Consider the following 23,048-nt stretch of genomic DNA (forward strand, 5'->3'; position numbering starts at 1 on the left):
TCAGCGCCGCCGTACGGCCACGAAGCGCACCGGAGTACCCGGGACCGCCTGCGCGGCGGCCGGCAGGTCGGCGGCCCGGACCACCGCGATCACCGGGTAGCCCCCGGTGGTCGGATGGTCGGCCAGGAACACCACCGGCCTGCCGTCGGGCGGCACCTGGACCGCGCCCAGCACCATGCCCTCGCTGGGGAGTTCACCGTGCCGGGCCCGCTCCAGGGCGGGGCCCTCCGTGCGCAGCCCGATGCGGTTGCCGGCGGCGGACACCCGGTAGGCGCGTGCGAGGAAAGCGCGTACGGCCTCCGGTGTGAACCAGTCGTCGCGCGGGCCGAGCGTCACCCGCAGGACCAGTTCGGCCGGCGGCGCCGGCTGCGGGGCGACGTCCACGCGCGCGTGCACACCGGTCGGCCGGCCCAGCGGCAGCACCGTGCCGTCCGTGAGCGGGGCCGGGCCGAGCCCCGACAGCAGGTCCGTCGAACGGCTGCCGAGCACGGGCTCGACGGCGATGCCCCCCGAGAGACCCACGTACGCGCGTACGCCCGACACGGCCGGACCGACGTCCAGCAGCGCCCCGGCGGGCACCCGCACCGGCGCACCCCAGGGGACCGGCCGGCCGTCCACCATGACCCGGCAGTGCGCGCCCGCCACCGCGACCGTGACCGTCGAACGGGGGCGCACGGCACAGCCGTTGAGCGTCGTCTCCAGCACGGCCGCCCCGGGCGGATTGCCGACCAGCCGGTTGACGAGGTCCGCGGCCGGCCCGTCCAGGGCACCGGAGCGGGGGACGCCGAGATGGGCGTGCCCGGGGCGGCCGAGATCCTGCACGGTGGTCAGGGCACCGGCCCGTACGACGGCCAGGGCGCGATCCGTCATGGCGCCGCCTCCGGGACGAACCGCACGCGCGTGCCCGGCGACAGCAGCGCGGCCGGCACCCGCGCGTGGTCCCACAGGACGGTGTCCGTCGTGCCGATCAGCTGCCAGCCGCCCGGCGACGAGCGTGGGTACACGCCCGTGTACGGGCCCGCCAGCGCCACCGACCCGGCGGGGACGGCCGTGCGCGGGGTGGCCCGGCGCGGGACGTCGTAGCGCGACGGCAGCCCGGTGAGATAGCCGAAGCCGGGCGCGAAGCCGCAGAAGGCGACCCGGAACTCCGTCTCCGCGTGGACGCGGGCGACCTCCCGCTCCGGCACGCCCCAGTGCGCGGCGACATCCGCCAGGTCCGGGCCGTCGTACCTCAGGGGGATCTCGACCACCTCACGCGCGCGTGGGGGAGCGGGCGGCAGTTCGGCGGCGGTCAGTTCGGCGGCCAGCCGGGCGGGGAAGTCCAGGCCGTCGAGGAGGACCGTGCGGGCCGCCGGGACGATCTCACGGGCCGACAGCGAGCCCTCCGCGCGGCGTCGCAGCAGCTCCGCGTGCAGGGCCTGAGCCTCGTCGCCCGAGGCGACCTCGACGAGCAGCGCGTCCTCGCCGACGGGCCGGACCTTCATGCGAAGGCCTCCACCCGGATCCCCGACGACTCCAGCCGTTCCCGCACCCGGCGCGCCAGCTCCACCGCGCCGGGCGTGTCGCCGTGCAGGCACAGGGAACGCGCGCGTACCTCGATGCGGGTCCCCGAGTGGGAGGAGACCTCGCCGGAGCGGGCCAGGTCCAGGGACCGCTCCACGACGGCCTCCGGGTCGGTGACCACGGCGCCGTTCCGCGTACGCGGCACCAGAGTGCCCGCGTCGGTGTACGCCCGGTCCGCGAACGCCTCAGTGACGACCGGCAGTCCGGCCTTGTCGGCGAGGTCGAGCAGTCGCGAGCCGGGCAGGCCCAGCACGGGCAGCGCCGCATCCGCGAGCAGCACTCCGTCGACGACCGCGGCGGCCTGTTCCTCGTCGTGCACGACCCGGTTGTAGAGCGCGCCGTGCGGTTTGACGTAGGCCACGCGGGAGCCCGCGGCGCGGGCGAAGACTTCCAGGGCGCCGATCTGGTAGGCCACTTCGGCCGCCAGCTCGGCGGGCGGCACGTCCATCGCGCGCCGCCCGAACCCGGCCAGGTCCCGGTAGGAGACCTGGGCGCCGATCCGCACCCCGCGCTCGGCCGCCAGCTCGCACACCCGGCGCATGGTGGCGGCGTCCCCGGCGTGGAAGCCGCACGCCACGTTGGCGCTGGTGACGACGGACAGCAGCTGTTCGTCGTCGGTGAGCCGCCAGCGGCCGAAGCCCTCGCCGAGGTCGGCGTTCAGGTCGATCGAGGTCACGTGTCGCATCTCCTGTCAGGCCACGCGGTACTGCTCGTCGCGGGCGTCGGTGAGGAACATCTGCCCCGGGGCGTGCGTGAGGGCGAACGGCGGGCGTGAGGCCATCACTGCCGCCTGCGGGGTCACCCCGCAGGCCCAGAACACCGGGATGTCGTCCGGTTCGGTGTCCACCGGGTCGCCGAAGTCGGGGCGGCCGAGGTCGCCGATGCCGAGCCCCGACGGGTCGCCGCAGTGCACGGGGCTGCCGTGCACCGCGGGCAGCAGACTGCTCTCCCGGATCGCCGCGGCCAGGTGCGGCGGCGGCACCGGCCGCATGGACACCACGAGAGGTCCGTGCAGCCGCCCGGCCGGACGGCACTGCCGACTCGTCACGTACATCGGGACGTTGCGGCCCTGCTCGACATGGCGGATCGGGACGCCCGCCTCGCTCAGCGCCCACTCGAAGGTGAAGCTGCAGCCGATCAGGAACGACACCAGGTCGTCCCGCCAGTGGGCGCGCACATCCGTCGGCTCGTCCACCAGCTCGCCGTCCCGCCACACCCGGTAGCGCGGCAGGTCGGTGCGCAGATCCGCGCCGTGGGCGAGCACGGTCGTCCAGGATCCGGCGTCCGTCACGTCGAGGACCGGGCAGGGCTTGGGGTTGCGCTGGCAGAACAGCAGCATGTCGTAGGCCCAGTCGGCGGGCACCGAGACGAGGTTGACCTGGGTGTGTCCGGCCGCGACCCCGGCCGTGGGTCCCGTCAGGCCCTCCCGGAAGCGGGCGCGGGCCGCTTTCGGGCTCCACGCGTGCGCGTGCTCGTCGACGAGCACCACGGGGCGGTCCTCGGTCCCGGTGGTCGGCGTGCGGTTCACGTGAGCTCCTTCCCGCGCGTCTCCGGCAGCCCGAGCAGGGCGAGCGCCGCGAGGCCGTAGCCGATCGCCCCGAAGACCAGCGCGCCGCCCACGCCCCAGCTGTCGGCCAGGAAGCCGACCATCGTCGGGAAGACGGCGCCCACCGCGCGCCCGGTGTTGTACGTGAAGCCCTGCCCCGTGCCGCGTACCGCCGTCGGGTACAGCTCGCTCAGGTAGGAGCCGAATCCGCTGAAGATCGCCGACATGCAGAACCCGAGCGGGAAACCGAGCACCAGGAGCAGGGTGTTGGCGCCGCTCGGGATGTTCGCGTACGCCAGGATGCAGATCGCCGACAGCAGGGCGAAGAGCCAGATGTTGCGCCTGCGGCCCAGCTTGTCGGTGAGGTAGCCGCCGGTGAGGTAACCGATGAAGGCGCCCGATATCAGGAACGTCAGATAGCCGCCGGTGCCGACGACGGACAGCTGGCGCTCGGACTTCAGATACGTCGGCACCCAGGTGGCCAGCGTGTAGTAGCCGCCCTGGACACCGGTCGAGAGCAGCACGGAGAAGAGCGTGACACGCAGCAGACCCGGCTTGAAGATCGCTTTGAAGGAGCCCTTCTCCGCGCTCTGTTCACGGGCGGCGGCGGCCTCGGGCGCGTCCTGCACACTGCGCCGCAGCCAGATGACGAGCAGCGCGGGCAGCGCCCCGGTCCAGAACATGATGCGCCAGGCCAGGTCGTCGCCGGCCACCGAGAAGACCAGCGTGTAGGCGATCACGGCGAGGCCCCAGCCCACGGCCCAGGAGCTCTGGATCGCGCCGAGCGTGCGGCCCCGGTGCTTGGCGCTCGCGTACTCGGCGACGAGGATCGCGCCGACCGCCCACTCGCCGCCGAAGCCGAGGCCCTGGAAGGCACGGAAGACCAGCAGCGTCTCGTAGTTGGGCGCGAAGCCGCAGGCGACGGTGAAGACCGCGTACGTGATCACCGTGATCATCAGCGCCTTCACCCGGCCGATCCGGTCCGCGAGGACGCCCGCGAGGGCGCCGCCGATCGCGGAGACCACCAGCGTGACCGTGGTGAAGAGACCGGTCTGGCCGCTGTTCAGGCCGAAGTAGGCCGACAGCGCGACCATGCTCAGCGGCAGCGTGAAGTAGTCGTACGAGTCGAGGGCGTAGCCGCCGAACGCACCGCCGAACGCGCGGCGGCCGCGCGGTCCGAGGGCGTGCAGCCAGCCGAACGCCCCGTCGTCGGCGGTGCGTTCGGCCGCGTCGGGGCGTGTCTCGTCGGTCAGGGCCTGCGGTGGAGGGGGCGTGCTCATGGGCACCTCGCAGAGAGGGGAAGGAGAGTGCTTCGGGCCGAGCCGTGCGTAGCACCGTAGGGGATTGTTCAACGATCCCTCAATACCCCTGTTGGTTCTTCTTGCGATCTGCGATTGAATTCCGGCATGGCAGAGCAGCTGAAGGACCTCGCCGACGACCGGGTTCTCCTGGGGCGCACCAGCACCGCCGAACGGGTCTCGGACATCCTCAGGAGCCGGATCGCCGAGGGCTACTTCCCGCCCGGCACGCGCCTGTCGGAGGACAGCATCGGCGGCGCGCTCGGCGTCTCCCGCAACACGCTGCGCGAGGCATTCCGCCTGCTCACCCACGAACGCCTGCTCGTCCACGAGCTGAACCGGGGCGTCTTCGTCCGGGTCCTGACCGTAGAGGACGTCGAGGACATCTACCGCACCCGCCGGCTCGTCGAGTGCGCCGTCGTCCGCGGCCTCGGCGAGCCGCCCTACGGCCTCGACGGGCTCGCCGGTGCCGTCGCCGAGGGGCGGGGGGCGGCCAGGGAGGGTGACTGGAAGGGGGTGGGTACGGCCAACATCCACTTCCACCGGGAGTTGGTCGCCCTCGCCGCGAGCGAGCGCACCGACGAGTTGATGCGCAGCGTCTTCGCCGAACTGCGCCTGGCGTTCCACGTGGTGGACGAGCCGCAGCGGCTCCATGAGCCGTACATCGCACGAAATGTCGCGATTCTTGAGGCTCTTCAGGGCGGGGAGCGCGGCAAGGCCGAGCGTCTGCTCGCCGGCTATCTCGACGACTCGCTGGAGCGGGTCGTCGAGGTGTACCGGCGGAGGGTCGGCGAAGACGGCTGAGGGGGCCGCCGAAGGCCTGCCGAGGGGCGTACCCGCGTCGTTTGGGTGGTTGTCAGACCCAGGACCTAGTCTGTGCACCGTGACTTCGCCTGCATCGACGGACAGCGTTCCGCCCCAGCTCAGCGCGGGGCCGCGCCCCGCGCCGGGGCCGGCCGCCGACGAGGGCCTGGCGCGGCGCCTGCGCGCGCTCGCCTGCACCGCGCCGCTGCACGACCTGGACGCGCGCAAGGCCAACCTCGCGGGTGAGTACTCGGTGTACGGCATGGCGGAGGTCGCCCTCTCGGCCATCGACCTCGTCACCCTGAACATGGACTTCGACACGGGCGCGGACCACGACCAGATCGTCGCCCGCCTCATCCCGCGCATCGCCGCGCAGGCGTCACGGCGGCCCGCCGCCGAGCACGAGCGGGTGGCCCGCTGGGTCCTGGAGAACCTGATCAACGTCGGCAGCGTCGACCGCGGCTTCCGCGCGGTCTACGGCACCTTCGGAGCGGACGGCACCTATGTGCGCCGTGACTACGACTTCAAGCTGATCGAGGAGGTCCCGGGCCCTGGCGGCACGGTCTATCTCCGTACGACGGACGAGGCGGTCAACGTTCTCGTCGGCGCCCTCGACACCGATGTCACCAGCGCGCAGATCGCCGCCGAGGTCAAGCTGGAGGTGCTGATCAGCCGCGGCCGGCTCGCCGACGCCCAGCTCGCGGCCGAACAGGCCCGCTACCGCACCGTGCAGTACTCGGAGACCCTGCGCAGGGCCCTCGACGCGACCCGGCGCAATGTGCGCGCGGTGGACTGGCTGACCACCGTGCCCGACATGATCGCCGAGGCCCTGGAGCACGTCGCCGACCGCTACCGCCACGAGAACGCGATCCTGACCAACATCCGCAAGGCCCGGGACGAGTCCGAGGACCCCGAGCACAAGCGCCGGGCCGCCGAGCTCGTCGACATCGTCAAGGACTGCATCCGCCGGCACACGCAGCTCCAGTCCCGGCTGCTCGAGGCCGGACCGCTGTTCCGCGCCGAGCAGGACCGGCAGGCCTTCGCCACCCCGATGACCACGTCGGGCATCGACCTCTACGGCCATCTCGTCGCCCCCGTCCTGCCGCTGTCGCTCGAGAAGGCCGTCCGCGTCACTGACGCCTTCTTCGCCCGCGGCACCGGGCTGCGCACGCCCGTGTCCGTCCGGGTCGGGGACCTCGTCGACATACTGCTGACGCCGCCGGTGGAGCGGGAGCATCTGGGCGCGGAGATGCCCGAGCCGGATGTCATCGCCACGCCCGACGACAGCCGGTTCAGCGAGGAGCAGATGGCGGCCGCGCAGGAGCTGCTCGACCTGCCGGCCGACGCCCCGCGCCGGCTGTCCGGGCTGCTCGCCGAGGCCCGTCGGCAGGATCCCGAACTGCCGTATCTGGTCGCCCTGCTGGCCGTGCACGCGGCCAGTCCGCCGGTCGGGACGGCTTATCGGCAGGGGGAGCAGAAGTTGCTGTTCGCCGTGGACGACGGGACCGAACTCGACGATCCGGAGTTCGGCGGGGCGGATCTGATCGTCGGGACGGCGCTGCTGGACGCGGCGGGGATGGCGGCGGATCGGACCGAAGCGGCATGAGTGAGTACCGCAGGATCAAGAACAACAGTGAGTACCGCAGGATCAAGAACAACAGTGAGTACCGCAGGATCAAGAACAACAGTGAGTACCGCAGGAACAAGAGCAACAAGGAGCCCCGACCGTGAGCGAGCACGTCGAGTGGAGTGAGCCGGAGGGACCGGCCCCGACGGCCACCGCCGTCACCCCCGCCGACGCCGCCGACGCGGCTCGGCTCGTGTCCTTCGGACTGCAGCCCAAGCTGCAGCCCGCCCGCGACCAGGAGTACGCGGACCTGCTGCGGCGCTACCGCGAGGACCCGCCGTTCGCGCGGCTCGCCGACGCCGTGGCCACCGGTCTGGGCCTCATCGTGCTGGAGGTGTCCCCGCGCGCCGGCATGGCCGTGACCGCCGCCGAGGACTCGGTGTTCGCCGTGCGCATGGGTGACTACGCGCGTCGTACGTCGGCCGACGGCGGCGACCGGTTCCTGCACGGACTCGCCCATCTCGCCGTCGCCGCCATGGCTTTCCCTCGTCCCGAGGACCTCGCCGACGACGGCTACATCGGCCGGGTCACGGTCAACGGCGTCGACGCCTTCGTGCGCCAGGCCTGCCGCCGACTGGAGGAACGCGCCGCCGAGCAGGGCGAGAACACCGACCCGGCCACCGACATGCCGGGCCTGGAGGCCGCCTGGCGGATCTGGGTGCGGCGCAGTGCGACCGGTGCCACCAAGGACGCGCGCCGGCTCGCCGGTTCGACCACCGGCATCATCGCCAAGGCCGTCGCCTTCCTCACCGAATCCGGCTTCCTCCAGCGCACCGGCGACGACAACGGCGGCACGTTCCGCACAACCGCCCGCTACCAGCTCCAGGTACGCGACATGGCCGGCAGCGCGGCGATGGCCGAGCTGCTGGAGCTGGGCGTCGTCCCCGTCACCGACGGCACACCGACGCTGCTGCCCGCCGAGGAGAGCGACGACCTGGAGCTGGTGGCCGACGCCGGGCTGCCGTTCCACTCCTCCTGACCCCCACTTCACGAAGGCTTACGAGAGTCCGCCATGTACGAGCTGTCCCGGGTCCGCCTCTACTCCATCGGGCCCGCCGGTGCGCGCTACGCCGACACCGTGCTTGACCTGCGCGGTGTGGGCGAGGCCGTGCCCGACCCCGCGCCCACGCAGGCGGAGTTCTTCGAGGAGGAGCCCGTCGGCCCGCCACGCCGGCCCGCGCCCGCGGGGGTGCTCTTCCTGGAGAACGGCGGCGGCAAGTCGGTGCTGCTCAAGCTGATCTTCTCCGTGATGCTGCCGGGCCACCGGAACACGCTGGGCGGCGCCAGCTCCGGTGTATTGCGCAAGTTCCTGCTCGCCGACGACTGCGGACACGTCGCGCTGGAATGGCAGCACGTGCTGACCGGCGAGTGCGTCGTCGTCGGCAAGGTCAGCGAGTGGCGCGGACGGCAGGTCTCCAACGACCCGCGGAAGTTCGCCGAGGCCTGGTACTCCTTCCGCCCCGGACCCGGACTGAGCCTCGACAACCTGCCCGTCGCCGAGTCCACCGCCGTACGGGCCCCGGCCGAGGGCCAGTCCGGCGCACGCGGCCGGCGTCGCACGATGAAGGGCTTCCGCGACGCCCTCACGGAGGCGGGCAAGACCTACCCGCACCTGGAGGTGCACTGGGAGGACATCCACGACCGCTGGATCGAGCACCTGGGCGATCTCGGCCTCGACCCGGAACTCTTCCGCTACCAGCGGGAGATGAACGCCGACGAGGGCGAGGCCGCCGGCCTCTTCGCGGTCAAGAAGGACGCCGACTTCACCGATCTGCTGCTGCGCGCCGTCACCGACACCCGTGACACCGACGGCCTCGCCGACCTGGTCGGCGGCTTCGGCAACAAGCTCGGCCGGCGCGCCGAACTGATCGCCGAACGGGACTTCACCGCAGGGTCGGTCGACCTGCTCGGGCGGATCGTCGAGGCCGCCGAGGCCCGCACCCGCGCGCGGGACATCCACGCCGGAGCTGAGCGGCGCACACGGAACCTGGCCCGCAAGCTGTCTGCCCGAGGGGTTCAGGAGCGGACCCGGGCCGCCGACCTGGCGCAGCGGGTCACGGCCGCCGCGTACGCGGTCACGCACGCCGAGGCGGCCCGCGAGCGCAGCGCCCTGATCTCCGCCGAACTCGCCTACCGGCACGCCTCGCTGGCCCTTGCCGCGGCCGAGAAGTCCGCCGCCGCGCAGAAGCGCGAGCTCGCCGACGCCCGCACGCTGCACTCCGCGTGGCAGGCCGCCGAGGCCGCGTTGCGCCACCGCGCCGCCGCCGACCGCGTCGCCCGGGTGTCCGCCGCGATCCAGGAGGCGGAACGCGACGCCGCCCCCGCGCTGGCCGCCCGTTCCAAGGCCGCCGTCGACCTGGTACGGGCCCTGCACGCGGCCGCGGGGAACGCCGAGAACCTCGCCAACGAGGAGGAGGAGCGCTCCGCCGCCCTCCAGGAGGTCAGCGACTCGGCGTACCGCGACTCCACCGCCGCCGCCACCGAGGCGCAGCGCGCCCGCAGCGAGGTCGGGCACCTCAAGCAGCGCCTCGCCGAGGTCGAGCAGGAGACCGCCGAGGCCGTCCGGGCCGGCTGGCTCGACGACAGCGCGCCCGACGCCGACCCGGCCCGCGCGGCCCTCGCCGCCAGCGACGCCGAGAAGACCGCCGTGGCGGCCTGGGACGCGGCCCGCGAGGCGTCCCGCCGGGCCACGGAGCACGCGCGCGAGGCGGCCGCCACCGAGTCCCGCGCGGAACTCACCGCGGCCCGTGCGGCGGACGCGGCCACGGCGGCGGAGCGGTCGTACGAGGCCGAGCGCCGCACCGCCGAGGCGCTGGCGGGGGAGGAGCGGCTGGCGGAGCTGCTGAGCCTCACTTCCGAGACCCGGCCGGGCATCCCGCAGCCCCGCCACGGCTCGGACAGCGAGCCGGCCCTCCCGACCGCGTCCGGCGAACAGGGGCTCAGCCCCGAGCAGCTCGACCGCTTCGCCGACGACCTGCGCGACCTGCTCGACGACGCCGTCGGCTCCGCCGAACGCCAGCTGTTCGACCTGCGTACGGCCGCCGCCGACGACTCCCGCATCCTCGGGGCGCTCGGAGACGGCGGGTTGCTGCCGCCCGGCCCGGACGTGCTCGCCACGGTCGAGTACCTCGGCGAGCACGGCATCCCCGCGCTGCCCGGCTGGCGCTATCTCGCCCAGGCCGTCGACCCGGCCGACCACGCGCGTGTGCTGGCCGCCCGGCCCGAACTCGTCGACGGCGTGATCATCACCGACCCCGACTCCCACGCACGCGCCCGGGAGGCGCTGGGCGACGCGGCACTGCTGCCTCGCTCCGCCGTGGCCGTGGGCACGGCGGCCGCTCTGCTCGCCCCGACCCCCGCCCCGGACACCGACAGCGGCGACGTGTTCCTCGTCCCGCCGAACCCCGCCATGCACGACGAGCACGCCGCCGACGAGGAACGGCAGACGCTGCGCGCCCGGGCGACCGAGCGTGACGAGGAGATCCGCGCGCTCGCCGCCCGCCTCGGCAAGGACCGTGAGCTGGCTGCCCGGCTCGCCTCCTGGCGCACCGGCTGCCCCGACGGCCGGCTCGCCGAACTGGCCCGGGCCGCCCACGACACCCGCGAGTTCGCCGAGGAGTCGGAAGCGGAACTGGCCGAAGCGCGCACGGTCCGGGCCGAGGCGGACGAGACCGCGGCCGAGGCCGCCCGGGTCCGGGACGAGCGGCAGGAGGCCGCCCAGAAGGCCCGCCGCTCCGCCGACGCCCTCGCCGGGCTCGCCTTCCGGCTGCGCGAGCGGGCCGGCTGGCAGGTCAGGCTCCGCGAACTGGCCGACGAGGCGACCGAGGCCGAGGCGGGCGCCCAGACCTGCCTGGAGCGCGCCCGCGCCGCCGACGAGGACCGCCGTGGTGCCCAGCGCGCCGCCGACGACGCGCGCCGTACCGCCCGCGCGCTGCGCGCCGAGCGCTCCGAGATCGCGGGCGCCCCCGACGACGTACCCGAGGACGAGACCCAGACCCCGAAGGCATCCCTGCCCGCCCTGCGCGAGGCTTACCGGGCCGCGTCCCAGGTGTACGAGAAGGTCGGCGTGGGCGCCGACCTGCGGGCCGAGCAGGCCCGCGCGGAGAGCGACGAGAGCGCGGCCCGCGCGGAGCTGGACCGGCTGAGCAACAAGGTCCGCACGCGCGCGGAGCAGCTCCTCGAATCCCCCGACGGCTCCGACGGCCCCAGTCGCCAGGCCGCCGCGGCCCGGGCCGAGGAGCTGGTGCAGCTCCTGGAGACCCGTATGTCGAACGCGAGCGAGCAGCTCGGGCGGCTGCGCGGCGAGGCCGAACGGCACGCGCCGGAGGACGGCGAGGCCCACACCGAGCTCCCCGAGGACTCACAGCCCCGCGACGCCGAGCACGCGCAGACCCTGCTGCGCACCGCCACGGCCGAACTCGCCTCCCACACCGAGGCGCTCACCCAGGCACGGGAGGCGCACGCCGAACTCCTCGACGCCCACCGCGCCGCCGAGGACGCCGCGGGCGGCTTCGACGAGATCGCCGCCATGCTCCGCGACCTGCTGCGCGAGCACACCACCGACGAGGAGCACGAAGAGCCCGAGCCCTACCCCGGCACCCCGGAGGAGGCCCGGCACTCGGCCGCCGAGGCCCGCCGCTCCCTGCGCGGCTGTGCCGCCGACCTGTCCGCCGCCGAGGCCGCCGTCCGCGAGGCCAGCGACATCCTCGTCCGGCACGCCAACTCCACGCGCTACGAGCAGGTCCGCACCCCGGCACGGCAGCAGATCCGCGAACTGCCCGCCTCCGCGCTGCCCGAGCACGCCCAGAAGTGGGCGGACGCCTTCGCGCCCCGGCTCCGCGTCCTGACGGACGAACTCGAACAGCTGGAACGCAACCGCGACTCGATCGTGGACCGGCTCCGCGGCCTGGTCGAGTCGGCCCTGGCCACCCTGCGCTCTGCCCAGCGGCTCTCCCGCCTCCCGGAGGGCCTCGGCGAGTGGTCGGGACAGGAGTTCCTCCGCATCCGCTTCGAGGAGCCCGACCAGGCCACGCTCACCGAGAGGCTGGGCGAGGTCATCGACGAGGCGACCCGCGCGGCCGTCAAGAAGAACTCCGACCTTCGGCGTGACGGCATGTCCTTGCTGCTGCGGGGCGTCGCCGCGGCCCTGCAGCCGAAGGGCGTCGCCGTCGAGATCCTCAAGCCCGACGCGGTGCTGCGCGCCGAGCGCGTCCCCGTCGGGCAGATGGGCGACGTGTTCTCCGGCGGTCAGCTCCTCACCGCCGCCATCGCCCTGTACTGCACGATGGCATCGCTGCGTTCGAACGACCGGGGCCGCGACAAGCACCGGCACGCCGGCACCCTGTTCCTGGACAACCCCATCGGCCGCGCCAACGCCACCTACCTGCTGGAACTCCAGCGGGCGGTGTCGGACGCCCTCGGTGTCCAGCTCCTGTACACCACGGGCCTGTTCGACACCACCGCCCTGGCCGAGTTCCCCCTCGTCATCCGCATGCGCAACGACGCCGACCTCAGGGCCGGCCTGAAGTACATCAGCGTCGAGGAACACCTCCGCCCGGGCCTGCCGCAGCAGGCCGGGGCGGGGGAGGCGGCGCACAGCGAGATCACCGCCACCAGGATGTACAAACGCCCGGTGTCTTGAGACTCAGGCGTCCTCCCGCAGCAGATCCGCACACTTCTCGCCGATCATCATGGTCGTGATGCAGGGGTTGACGGTGACGAGATCCGGCATCACCGACCCGTCAGCCACCCGCAACCCCTCGACACCCTTGACCCGCAACCGCGCGTCCAAGGGAGCCGAAGGGTCGTCGTCCGCACCCATCTTCACCGTGCAGGACGGGTGATAGACCGTGTTGTGCGTCTTATGGATGTAGTCGAGCAGTTCGTCATCCGTCCGCACATCAGGCCCGGGCGCAAGCTCGGCCCCCGCCCAGCCGCTCAGCGCGGGCTGCCCGGCGATCCGCCGGGCCAGCCTCAGCCCGTAGGTCATCACCCGCGCGTCGTGCTCGTGGGTGAAGTACCGAGGATCCACCCTCGGCTTGTCCCGGTGGTCCCGGGTCCGCAGCCGAACCGTCCCGCGCGACTTCGCCCGCGTCACATTGGGCGTGAGGCAGAAGGCGTTCTCGGAGGTGGGGTAGCCGTGCCGGGCGGTGTTCATGTCGAACGGCACGGACCCGTAGTGGAACATCAGGTCCGGCCGGTCGAGCCCCGGCTCGGTGTCGTAGAAGATGCCCGCCTCCCACCACTGGCTGGACGTGGTGGTCATCGGCTGCCGGGCCTCCCACATGATCACGCCCTCGGGGTGGTCCTGGAGGTTCTCGCCGACGCCGGGGGCGTCCACGACGACCTCGATTCCGGTGTCGCGCAGGTGCCCGGCCGGTCCGATGCCCGACAGCATCAGCAGCTTCGGCGAGTCGATCGCCCCGCACGACACGATCACCTCGCGCCGGGCCCGTACGGTCCTGGTGTGGATCAGGTCCGGGTCGAGGTACTCGGCGCCCACGCAGCGCCTCCCGTCGAGCACCAGCTTCTTGGCGCGTACTCCCGTGCGTACCTCCAGATTGGGCCGCTTGCCGAGAACCGGGTGCAGATAGGCGACCGAGGACGACTGGCGGATGTTGTTCTCGTCGGAGTTGATCTGGAACCAACTGGCGCCCCGGACGACCGTCCGGCCCGTGTTGAAGGCGACCGTGGGGATGCCCTCCTGCGCGCATGCCTCCAGCAGGGCGGTGCCGCACGGGTCGTCGCTCTTCAGCGTGCGCAGCTTCACCGGGCCGGTGCGGCCGTGGTGGTCGCCGGGCGCGTCGTTGTTCTCCAGGCGCCGGTACAGCGGGAACAGGTCGGCCGCGCTCCAGCCGGTACAGCCCGCGGCCGCCCAGTCGTCGAGGTCCTCGGCGGGTGCCCAGAAGGCGATGCAGGAGTTGTGGGAGGAGCAGCCGCCGAGCACCTTCGCCCGGGCGTGCCGCATGAAGCTGTTGCCGCTGGCCTGCGGTTCGACCGGATAGTCCCAGTCGTAGCCGGACTCCAGCAGCCCCATCCAGCGCTCCAGCCGCAGGACGTCGTCGTCGCCGACGTCGCTCGGGCCGGCCTCCAGCACGCACACCGTGACGGAGGGGTCCCCGGACAGCCGGGCAGCCACCACGTTGCCCGCGGTGCCGCCACCGACCACGACGTAGTCGAACTCATGCGTCCTCATGGGTCCTCCTTCAGTCGGCCGCCGGGGCGGTGAGGGGAGCCGAGGCCGTGGTGTCCGAGCGGTGCTCGGCGAGCACACCGGTCCGGTGCCGCTGGACGAACCAGTAGTACGCGAAGCCGCCGCCCGCGATGACGGCGACGAACAGCACCGCGCCCCAGCGCAGGTACCAGTGATAGGGAGCCGCGGCGTTGTAGACCGCCGCCCGCGGCCAGATGAGGTTGAGCGTCATGGCTCCGCCCCACAGCACGGCCAGGATGTTGACCGGCAGACCCCAGCGGCCCAGGGAGAAACGGCCCTCGCTCGCGGGCTGCCACTTTCCGCGCAGCCGGGCGACCAGCAGCGGCACCGTGACACCCAGGTAGGCGAGGTAGATCATGATGATGCCGATGCTGGTGACGACGGTGAAGATCTGCGGCTGGCGGATGTTGACCACCAGGATCGCCAGCGCCAGGATCCCGATGATCACGGTCGGCAGGACCGGCGTCTGGAACCGCGGGTGGCACTTGGCCAGCTTCGCCGACGCGGGCAGGTTGTTGTCGCGGGCCATCGCGAAGGCCAGCCGGACGGCCGCCGTGTGGACCGCCAGGGCGCACACCGTCACCGCGATCAGCACGCACCACAGCATCGCCTTGCCGGCCGTCGGGCCGAGCACGTCCAGGACGATGTACTGCAGACCGTCCGTGGACAGCTTCTCGCCCTTCAGGCTGGACACGCTCATCAGCGCGAGCAGCAGGATCAGGCCGCCGAGCACGAAGGACGCCACGATCGCCCGGATGATCGCGCGCGGGGCGTTCCTGGTCGGGTCCAGGGACTCCTCGCCGAGCGAGGCCGCGGTGTCGAAGCCGTACATGACGTACGCGGAGGCCAGCGAGGCCACCAGGAAGGCACCCAGGTAGCCGTTCCCGTACCCCGCGCCGGTGCCGTGCGTCTCCATGACGACCTGCGGGCCGCGCGTGATGTGGACGGCGAACAGGACGATCAATACGACAGTGGCGATCAACTCGATGAACACGCCCGCCGTGTTGATCCTCGCCATCAACTTGACGCCGAAGGCGTTCACCAGGGTGGTGAACAGGATCAACACCGCGGCCAGGATGACCGCGTTGGTCGCCACGTCGTACGTACCGGTGCCGTCCCCCACGAACTGGAAGAACGACGAGATCTGCGGCAGCGTCAACTGGTAGGCCAGCGCCACGGCCGCGATGGACACGATCGAGGCGATCAGCATCATCCAGCCGGCCAGCCAGCCCAGATGCGGATTGCCTATCTTCTTCGACCAGTTGTAGACGGAACCCGCGACGGGATAGCGGGCGGCGAGCTCCGCGAAGCACAGCGCGACCATGAACTGGCCGGCGAAGACCATCGGCCACGACCACCAGTAGGCGGGGCCGCCGCTGCCGTAGCCGAAGTAGAAGAGCTGGAAGGTGCCGGTCAGGATCGATATGTAGCTGATCCCGGCGGCGAAGGTGTGGAAGTTGCCGAGGGTGCGTTTGAGCTCGGGTCTGTAGCCGAACTCGGTGAGTTCGGCATCGTCCTGGCCGGGAGCGTCGGTGGACTGCGCGGTCGGTCTCATGGGCGGTTCCTCAATGGTGTTCCTCGGGGCGGATTCGATCAGTCGAACCAACCCTGGGGGGTGGGACGGGTGTTGCGCCAGATGTGCTTCGTCTCGCGATACTCCGCGAGCCCCGCGGGCCCGAGTTCGCGTCCGAAGCCGGACTGCTTGAAACCGCCCCATTCCGCCTGCGGAACGTAGGGGTGGAAGTCGTTGATCCAGACCGTTCCCAGGCGCAGCCGGTCCGCGACCCGCGCGGCCCGGGCCTCGTCGCTCGTCCACACGGCGCCCGCGAGACCGTAGATCGTGTCGTTGGCGAGGCGTACGGCCTCCTCCTCGCTCGTGAACCGTTCGACGGTGAGGACGGGGCCGAAGGACTCCTCCTGGACCACGGACATGCCCGCGGCGCACTCGTCCAGCACGGTGGGCGGGTAGTAGAAGCCGCCGACGAGGTCCTGCCGGTCCGGGCGCGAGCCGCCGCAGCGCAGCACCGCGCCCTCCGCCAGGCCCTTGGCCACATAGGCCTCGACCTTGGCGCGATGCGCGGCCGAGATCAGCGGACCGGTCCGGGCCCGCTCGTCGAACGGCCCGCCCAGCCTGATGTCCCGCGCCCGCCGTACGATCTCGTCGACGAAGCGGTCGTGCAGACGGTCCTCGACCAGCAGCCGCGTCCCGGCCGAGCACACCTGCCCCGAGTGCAGGAACACGGCCGTCAGCGCCATGTCGACGGCGGCCTCGAAGCCGGCGTCGGCGAAGACGATGTTGGGGTTCTTGCCGCCGAGTTCGAGGGCCACCTTCTTCACCGTCGGAGCGGCGGCGGCCATCAGCCGGCGTCCGGTCTCCAGGCCGCCGGTGAAGGAGACGAGGTCCACGTCCGGATGGTCGCCCAGCGGGGCGCCCGCCTCCGGGCCCGCGCCGAGGACCAGATTGCCTGCGCCCGGCGGAAGCCCGGCCTCCGCCAGCAGCCGCACCAGGTGGATCGCGGTGTGCGGAGTCAGCTCGCTCGGCTTGAGCACGAAGGTGTTTCCGGCCGCGAGAGCCGGGGCGACTTTCCAGGCCGTCTGCAGCAGCGGATAGTTCCAGGGCGTGATCAGCCCGCACACGCCGACCGGCTCGTGCACCACCCGGCTGTCGACGTCCGCCCGGCCCGTGTCGACGACCCGGCCGGACTCGCTCGCCACCAGCCGCCCGAAGTAGCGGAAGCAATTCGCGACGTCGTCGATGTCGTACTCGCTCTCCATGAGCCGCTTGCCCGTGTCCAGCGACTCCGCGCGGGCGAGGTCCGCCTTGTCCCGGACGATCAGGGCCGCGACGCGCAGCAGCAGGTCACCGCGTTCGTGCGCCGGGGTCCGCGGCCAGGGCCCCTCGTCGAAGGCCCGGCGGGCCGCGGCGATCGCCTCCACCGTGTCCTTGCCACCCGCCTCGTCCACGACCCCGACAAGGGAACCGTCGGCCGGGCAGCGGATCTCACGGGTGCGCTCGTCGAGGGCGCCCCGCCACTCACCGTCAATGAACAGGTCCGGCATGCGCGCCTCCCAGCCGTTCGACGAGCCACTCGTGGAAGATCCCGATGTGGTGCTCGTTGGGCACGAGTACACCCCCTTTTCGGTACGCCCGGGAAGCCATCGCCGGCTGCGTTCGTTCGCAGGCCTCGAAATCTTGGAGGTTCACCCGATGGAAGAGCTCCACCGACCTCGACACGTCCGCCCCTGACTCCACCACGTCGGGCGCGTACAGCCAGTCGCACTCGACGACCGTGCGGTCCTCGGCGAGCGGGAACATACGGTGCAGGATGACGTGGTCCGGGACCAGGTTCACGAAGACCGCCGGCTTGATCGTGATGGCGTAGTAGCGGCGGTCCTGGCCGGCGCCCACGGCCGGAAGCCGGCCGAAGCCCTCGCTGCCGTCGACGGTGAAGCCCTTGACCTCGTCACCGAACTCGGCGCCGTGGCCCACGTAGTACTGGGCGGCGTACCCGTCGGCGAACTCCGGGAGCACCTCCGTCAGTTCGGGGTGGATCGTCGCGCAGTGGTAGCACTCCATGAAGTTCTCGACGATCAGCTTCCAGTTCGCCTTCACGTCATAGGTGATGCGTTTTCCGAGCGCGAGGTTCTCCGTGCCGTAGTGCTCGATCGCCGCGACGTCACCGAGCCGCTCGACGGCCGCCCGCACGACCGTCTCCTCGAAGGAGGGAGGTTCGTCCGCCAGGCACACCCAGGCATAGCCGAGCCACTCACGCAGAGCGACATTGATCAACCCGTACGCGACACGATCGACGTCCGGCATCTTGATCAAGTTGGGTGCGGCGATCAATTTGCCGTCGAGGTCGTACGTCCAGGCGTGGTACGGGCACTGGAGAGTGCGGCGGTTCTCGCCCGACTCCTCCAGGCACAGGCGCGCCCCGCGGTGGCGGCAGACGTTGAGGAAGGCGCGCAGCTCGCCTTTCCGGGTACGGGTGATGATGACGTTCTCGCGACCGACCTGGACGGTGCGGAAGGCGCCGGGCCGGTCCAGGTCGGAGCTGCGGACGGCGCAGAACCACATCGACTCGAAGACGTGTTCCTGCTCCTGCCGGAAGACGTCCGGGTCGGTGTAGTAGCGCCCGGGGAGGGTGGCGATCAGGCTCGGGGTGATCGGGGTCGTCGTCACGAGGGAAACGCCTCCTACCGGCGAATACGGGTCATCTTCGGGTCGAACAGCGGCTCGTCGGCGACCGTGGCCGGGACCTTCTCGCCGAGGTACTCGATGTGCACGCCCGTGCCCGTGGCGAGCGGGGCCGGCAGCCAGGCGTACGCGACGCAGCGGCCGAGGGTGTAGCCGTACGACGCGCTGGTGACGTAGCCGGCGGGGGCACCGTCGACGTACACGGGCTCCTTGCCGAGGACGACGGCGGCGGGGTCGTCGAGGAGGAGGGGGGTGAGGCGGCGGGTGGCCTGGGCCTTCCTCGTGAGCGCGGCTTTGCCGACGAAGTCCTCCTTGTCCATACGGACCGCGAACCCGACGCCCGCCTCGAACGGATCGTGCTCATCGGTCATGTCGACGCCCCAGGCCCGGTAGCCCTTCTCCAGCCGCAGGGAGTTGAAGGCCGAGCGGCCCGCCGCGACCACGCCGAGGTCCCGGCCGGCCTCCCACAGCGTGTCCCAGAGCCGGAGCCCCAGGTCGGCGGTGGTGTACAGCTCCCAGCCGAGCTCGCCCACGTAACTCAGCCGCATGGCGGTCACCGGGACATGGCCGATGTAGGTCTCCTTCGCGCGGAAATAGCCGAAGGCCTCGTGCGAGAAGTCGTCGGGGGTGAGCGGCTGGACGAGATCACGGGCGAGCGGGCCCCAGACACCGACGCAGCACGTACCGGAGGTGCTGTCCCGGATGTGGACGTCCGCGGGTGCCTGGCGCAGCAGCAGGTCCAGGTCGGCGGGGGAGTTGGCGCCGACCTGGAAGCGGTCGGGTGCGAGACGCGCCACGGTCAGGTCGGAGCGGATGCCGCCCGTCTCGTCGAGGAGGAGGGTGTACGTGACCGCGCCGGGCTTCTTGCGGAGGTTGTTGCTGGTCATACGGTTCAGGAAGTCGAGCGCTCCGGGGCCGGTGACCTCGAGGCGGCGCAGGGGAGTCATGTCGTAGAGGGCGACCCCCTCACGCGTCGCCCTGGCCTCGGCCGCCGCGATGGGCGACCAGTGGCGGGCCGACCAGGCATCGCGCTCGGGGAGGGACCCGAGGGTGTCCACCAGCGGTGCGTTCGCGTCGTACCAGTGCGGACGCTCCCAGCCGCCGCCCTCCAGGAAGTACGCGCCGAGCTGCTGCTGCCGGGCGTGGAAGGGGCTGACCCGCAGGGGGCGGGGCCGTTCCATCGGCTGGAGCGGATGGATGACGTCGTACACCTCGACGAACTGCTGTGAACCTCTGTCACGGACGTAGGACGGGGAACGCTGCGCCTCCTCGAAGCGCGTGAGGTCGCACTCGTGCAGGTCGATCGACGGCCGCCCGTCCACCATCCACTCGGCGACGGCCTTGGCGACACCGGCCGAGTGCGTGACCCAGACGGCCTCGGCCAGCCAGAAGCCGCGCAGCGTCCGGGACTCGCCGAGGACCGGCATGCCGTCCGGGGTGAAGGAGAACACGCCGTTGAAGCCGGCCTCGATCTCGGTGTCGCGCAGGGCGGGAATGAGGCGGCGGCAGTCGGCCCAGCTGGGGGCCCAGTCCTCCTCCGTGAAGGGATAGGAGGACGGCATGTCCATGTGCCGGGCACGGGCCTCGTCGTACGGCAGGACCGCGAAGGGGTCGACGGGCAGGGGCCGGTGGGCATAGGAGCCGATGCCGATCCGGTCGGTGTGTTCACGGAAGTAGAGGTCGCGGTCCTGGAAGCGGAGGATCGGCTTCGATGCCTCCACGGTGGCACCGTCCAGCTCGGGGAGCGGTTTGGTCCTGGCGTACTGGTGGGCGAGTGGCTGCAGGGGGACGTCGACCCCGGCCATGCGGCCGACGACCGGGCCCCAGAAGCCGGCCGCCGAGACGACGTGGTCGGCCGGGAAGGTGCCCCGGTCGGTGACGACTCCGGTGACCCTGCCGTTCTGCCGCTCGATGCCGGTGACCGTGTGCCGGTCCAGGAAGCGGGCGCCCCGCTCGGTGGCCCGCGCCATCTGCGCGCGGCCGGCGAGCAGGGCGCGGGCCAGGCCGTCGTCCGGCGTGTGGAAGCCGCCGAGGACCATCGACTCGTCGATCAGCGGCCAGAGTTCCTTGCAGCGCGCGGCACCGACGATCTCGCCGCGCACGCCCCAGGAGGCCGCGTAGCCGGCCCGGCGGTGCAGCTCGGCGAGGCGCTCGGGGGTGGTGGCCAGCTCCAGGCCGCCGACCTGGTTGAAGCAGGAGGCGCCGTCGACGTCGAGCGAGGTGAACTTCTCGACCGTGTACCGGGCGAGGGCGGTGAGGGTCTTCGAGGGGCTGGTCTGGAAGACGAGGCCGGGTGCGTGCGAGGTGGAGCCGCCCGGGGCGGGCAGGGGTCCCTGTTCGAGGACGGTGACGTCGGTCCAGCCGCGGGAGGTCAGCTCGTCGGCGAGGGAACAGCCGACGATGCCGGCGCCGATGACGACCACTCGGGGTGTTTCGGGTGTGCTGGGCATGCCCCTCCTTGTCCTTGGCCTTGCCGGGGTGGATGAACGCGCTGGGAGAGTGGGGTGCCGGGGCTACGCGGCGCTCACAGGACCACCACTGAGCGCAGCACCTCGCCCCGGTGCATCCTCGCGAACGCCTCCTCCACCTGATCCAGCGCGATGGTCTCGCTGACGAAGGCGTTCAGGTCCAGCAGCCCGTACAGGTACTGGTCGACGAGAAACGGGAAGTCGCGGCTCGGCAGACAGTCGCCGTACCAGGACGACTTGATCGCACCGCCCCGCGAGAACACGTCGATCAGCGGCAGTTCGACCTTCATCTCGGGGGAGGGCACGCCGACCTGGACCAGCAGGCCCGCGTGGTCCCGCATGTAGAAGGCCTGCGTGAACGTCTCGGGGCGGCCCACCGCGTCGATCGCTATGTCGACACCGAAGCCGTCGGTGAGTTCGCGCACCGCCTCGACCGGGTCGGTGCCCCGGGAGTTGACGGTGTGCGTGGCGCCGAACTTCTCCGCACGGTCGAGCTTCCTGTCGTCGATGTCCACCGCGATGACCTTCATGGCGCCGTTGAGGCAGGCGCCCGCGATCGCGGCGTTGCCGACGCCGCCGCAGCCGATCACGGCGACCGAGTCGCCCCGGCCGACCTGGCCGGTGTTGACCGCGGCGCCGTAGCCCGCCATCACCCCGCAGCCGATGAGCCCCGCCGCCTCCGGGCGCGCGGCCGGGTCGATCTTCACCGCCTGGCCCGCCGCGACCAGCGTCTTCTCGGCGAAGGCACCGATCCCGAGGGCGTTGGTGAGGGGTGTGCCGTCCAGCAGGGTCATCGGCTGGGCGGCGTTGCGGGAGTCGAAGCAGTACCAGGGGCGGCCACGGCGACAGGAACGGCAACGGCCGCAGGGAGCGCGCCAGGCCAGCACCACGTAGTCACCGGGTTTGAGGTCGGTGACGCCCTCGCCGACCGCCTCGATCGTGCCGGCCGCCTCATGGCCCAGCAAGAACGGGAAGTCGTCCGCGATCGCACCCTCCCGGTAGTGCAGATCCGTGTGGCACACCCCGCAGGCCTGGACGGTGACCAGAACCTCTCCGGGGCCGGGATCGGGAACCACGATCGTCTGCACCTCGACGGGTGCGCCCTTCTTGACAGCGACTGCGGCACGGACCTCGTGTGGCACGACCACGCTCCTCTGCTGTTGCGCAATGCACGATGGGTTGCGCGATGGGGAACATAGTGGGAATCGCATCAACGAGCCGTCAAGAGGTACGAGTCAAGCCTTGGAAAACGGAACGGGACGGGCGAAACACACCGGACACACAACAGCGCGGGACCAGCGATCTCACCTGGTCCCGCGCTGTCCGTCCTACCGCCGGCCGACCGGCCCGGGCTACGTCAGAAGCCGTATCCCATACGGCGGGACAGTTCGGCCGCCGCCGCCTCCGTGCGCTTCGCCAGCTCCGGCAGCCGCTCCTGGCTCAGCCGGTACACCGGCCCCGAGACGCTGAGCGACGCGATGACCTTGCCGTCGTGCGAGCGGATGGGCGACGCCGCGGCCGCGAGACCGATCTCCAGCTCCTCGACCGTGATCGCGTAGCCCTGCTGCACGACGGTGTCCAGCTCGCCGCGCAGCATGGACGCGACCGTGACCGTGCGCTCCGTGAAGCGGTGCAGCGGGCGCGCCAGCAGGCCTTCGCGCAGGGTCGGCGGCATGTGGGCGAACAGCACCTTGCCGCTGGACGTGGCGTGCAGCGGGGTGCGGCGGCCGAGCCAGTTCTGCGCGGTGACGGAGGCGGTGCCGCGGGCCTGCATGATGTTGACCGCCGCGTCGTCGTCCAGGACCGCGATGTTGACCGTCTCGCCCAGCTCGTCGGCGAGTTCCCGGCACACCGGGACGCCCTCCTGCGAGACGTCCAGCCGCACTGCCGCCGCCCCCGCGAGGCGCAGTACGCCGGCGCCCAGGTAGTACTTGCCGCGGTCCTTCGCCTGGGCCACCAGGCCGCGGTTCTCCAGGACGCCGAGGAGCCGGAACGCCGTGGACTTGTGCACGTCCAGCTCGTCGGCGATCTCGGTGACGCCCGCCTCGCCGTGCCGGGCGAGGATCTCCAGGACGCTCACGGCGCGATCCACCGACTGCACGGCACTCGCGGCGCCTCTGCCCCCCGGCTTCGCCGTGCTCTCCGAGGGGTTCTCCGGCGGGTTCTCATCGCGGTCGGACCGCTTCTGCGTGCGGGTCATGGCTGAACTCTCACCACCTGTCGGCCCTGTTTGGGCCGCATCTTCGGGAAACCCTTGACGCGACGGTCGCCCCGCCCGGATTCTGTTGCGTATAGCGCTTTCCGATGCGCCATGTGAAACATCATGTTACC

At 71.9% G+C, this 23,048-nt stretch carries 17 protein-coding genes; 5 read left to right on the top strand and 12 right to left on the bottom strand.

The window, feature by feature from the left end; all coding sequences use genetic code 11:
* Genes ACFZBT_RS30480 through ACFZBT_RS30500 form a run of 5 tightly spaced genes read right to left on the bottom strand, consistent with a single transcriptional unit; the run spans position 1 to position 4,389 of the window.
* On the bottom strand, positions 1 to 870 hold the full coding sequence (locus tag ACFZBT_RS30480) for a 5-oxoprolinase/urea amidolyase family protein (RefSeq protein ID WP_391110190.1): 870 nt from the start codon (positions 868 to 870) through the stop codon (positions 1 to 3).
* A complete protein-coding gene (locus ACFZBT_RS30485) occupies positions 867 to 1,484 on the bottom strand; it encodes a carboxyltransferase domain-containing protein (protein ID WP_391110192.1) in 618 nt (205 codons plus the stop codon). Before ACFZBT_RS30485 ends, ACFZBT_RS30480 begins: the two co-directional genes overlap by 4 nt.
* Positions 1,481 to 2,239 carry a 5-oxoprolinase subunit PxpA gene (locus tag ACFZBT_RS30490; protein WP_391110195.1) on the bottom strand — a complete coding sequence of 253 codons (759 nt, stop codon included), beginning with the start codon at positions 2,237 to 2,239 and terminating at the stop codon, positions 1,481 to 1,483. Before ACFZBT_RS30490 ends, ACFZBT_RS30485 begins: the two co-directional genes overlap by 4 nt.
* A 15-nt stretch (positions 2,240 to 2,254) precedes the next feature.
* On the bottom strand, positions 2,255 to 3,091 hold the full coding sequence (locus ACFZBT_RS30495) for a putative hydro-lyase (RefSeq protein ID WP_391110198.1): 837 nt from the start codon (positions 3,089 to 3,091) through the stop codon (positions 2,255 to 2,257).
* On the bottom strand, positions 3,088 to 4,389 hold the full coding sequence (locus tag ACFZBT_RS30500; RefSeq protein WP_391110201.1) for an MFS transporter: 1,302 nt from the start codon (positions 4,387 to 4,389) through the stop codon (positions 3,088 to 3,090). Before ACFZBT_RS30500 ends, ACFZBT_RS30495 begins: the two co-directional genes overlap by 4 nt.
* Positions 4,390 to 4,515: 126 nt before the next feature.
* Between ACFZBT_RS30500 and ACFZBT_RS30505 the strand changes: the two genes are divergently transcribed.
* The 5 genes from ACFZBT_RS30505 to ACFZBT_RS30525 all read left to right on the top strand — a co-directional run bounded on the left by ACFZBT_RS30505 (position 4,516) and on the right by ACFZBT_RS30525 (position 12,479).
* Positions 4,516 to 5,211 carry a GntR family transcriptional regulator gene (locus tag ACFZBT_RS30505; protein ID WP_391110204.1) on the top strand — a complete coding sequence of 232 codons (696 nt, stop codon included), beginning with the start codon at positions 4,516 to 4,518 and terminating at the stop codon, positions 5,209 to 5,211.
* A 79-nt stretch (positions 5,212 to 5,290) separates the two neighbouring features.
* Entirely contained in the window at positions 5,291 to 6,817 is a 1,527-nt protein-coding gene (locus ACFZBT_RS30510; protein ID WP_391110207.1) for a hypothetical protein, read from the top strand.
* Complete coding sequence (locus tag ACFZBT_RS30515; protein WP_391110209.1) at positions 6,814 to 6,942, top strand: hypothetical protein; 129 nt, start codon at positions 6,814 to 6,816, stop codon at positions 6,940 to 6,942. Before ACFZBT_RS30510 ends, ACFZBT_RS30515 begins: the two co-directional genes overlap by 4 nt.
* Positions 6,939 to 7,817 carry a hypothetical protein gene (locus tag ACFZBT_RS30520; protein ID WP_391110212.1) on the top strand — a complete coding sequence of 293 codons (879 nt, stop codon included), beginning with the start codon at positions 6,939 to 6,941 and terminating at the stop codon, positions 7,815 to 7,817. The genes ACFZBT_RS30515 and ACFZBT_RS30520 overlap by 4 nt, the downstream gene beginning before the upstream one ends.
* 33 nt (positions 7,818 to 7,850) lie before the next feature.
* On the top strand, positions 7,851 to 12,479 hold the full coding sequence (locus ACFZBT_RS30525; protein ID WP_391110215.1) for a hypothetical protein: 4,629 nt from the start codon (positions 7,851 to 7,853) through the stop codon (positions 12,477 to 12,479).
* A gap of 3 nt (positions 12,480 to 12,482) precedes the next feature.
* Here the strand turns inward: ACFZBT_RS30525 and ACFZBT_RS30530 are convergent, their stop codons facing one another.
* From ACFZBT_RS30530 to ACFZBT_RS30560, 7 genes are all read right to left on the bottom strand, one after another.
* On the bottom strand, positions 12,483 to 14,033 hold the full coding sequence (locus tag ACFZBT_RS30530; protein WP_391110218.1) for a GMC family oxidoreductase N-terminal domain-containing protein: 1,551 nt from the start codon (positions 14,031 to 14,033) through the stop codon (positions 12,483 to 12,485).
* 10 nt (positions 14,034 to 14,043) lie between these two features.
* Positions 14,044 to 15,606: an amino acid permease gene (locus ACFZBT_RS30535; RefSeq protein ID WP_391110221.1), complete on the bottom strand. Its 1,563-nt coding sequence runs from the start codon at positions 15,604 to 15,606 to the stop codon at positions 14,044 to 14,046.
* Positions 15,607 to 15,644: 38 nt separating this feature from the next.
* The gene (locus ACFZBT_RS30540; protein ID WP_391110224.1) at positions 15,645 to 17,111 is read right to left on the bottom strand and encodes an aldehyde dehydrogenase family protein; all 1,467 of its coding nucleotides are present in this window, start codon (positions 17,109 to 17,111) and stop codon (positions 15,645 to 15,647) included.
* The gene (locus tag ACFZBT_RS30545; RefSeq protein ID WP_391110226.1) at positions 17,092 to 18,234 is read right to left on the bottom strand and encodes an SRPBCC family protein; all 1,143 of its coding nucleotides are present in this window, start codon (positions 18,232 to 18,234) and stop codon (positions 17,092 to 17,094) included. Before ACFZBT_RS30545 ends, ACFZBT_RS30540 begins: the two co-directional genes overlap by 20 nt.
* Before the next feature lie 14 nt (positions 18,235 to 18,248).
* Positions 18,249 to 20,699 (bottom strand): FAD-dependent oxidoreductase, encoded by a 2,451-nt coding sequence (locus tag ACFZBT_RS30550; protein WP_391110228.1) that lies wholly within the window; start codon positions 20,697 to 20,699, stop codon positions 18,249 to 18,251.
* 74 nt (positions 20,700 to 20,773) lie between these two features.
* Positions 20,774 to 21,859, bottom strand: coding sequence for an S-(hydroxymethyl)mycothiol dehydrogenase (locus ACFZBT_RS30555; RefSeq protein ID WP_391110231.1), 1,086 nt, complete (start codon positions 21,857 to 21,859; stop codon positions 20,774 to 20,776).
* A gap of 215 nt (positions 21,860 to 22,074) precedes the next feature.
* Positions 22,075 to 22,917, bottom strand: coding sequence for an IclR family transcriptional regulator (locus ACFZBT_RS30560; protein ID WP_382838864.1), 843 nt, complete (start codon positions 22,915 to 22,917; stop codon positions 22,075 to 22,077).
* Positions 22,918 to 23,048: the final 131 nt, after the last annotated feature.

Origin of the sequence: Streptomyces sp. NPDC008137 (genome assembly GCF_042957035.1) — a bacterium.
GTDB lineage: Bacteria > Actinomycetota > Actinomycetes > Streptomycetales > Streptomycetaceae > Streptomyces.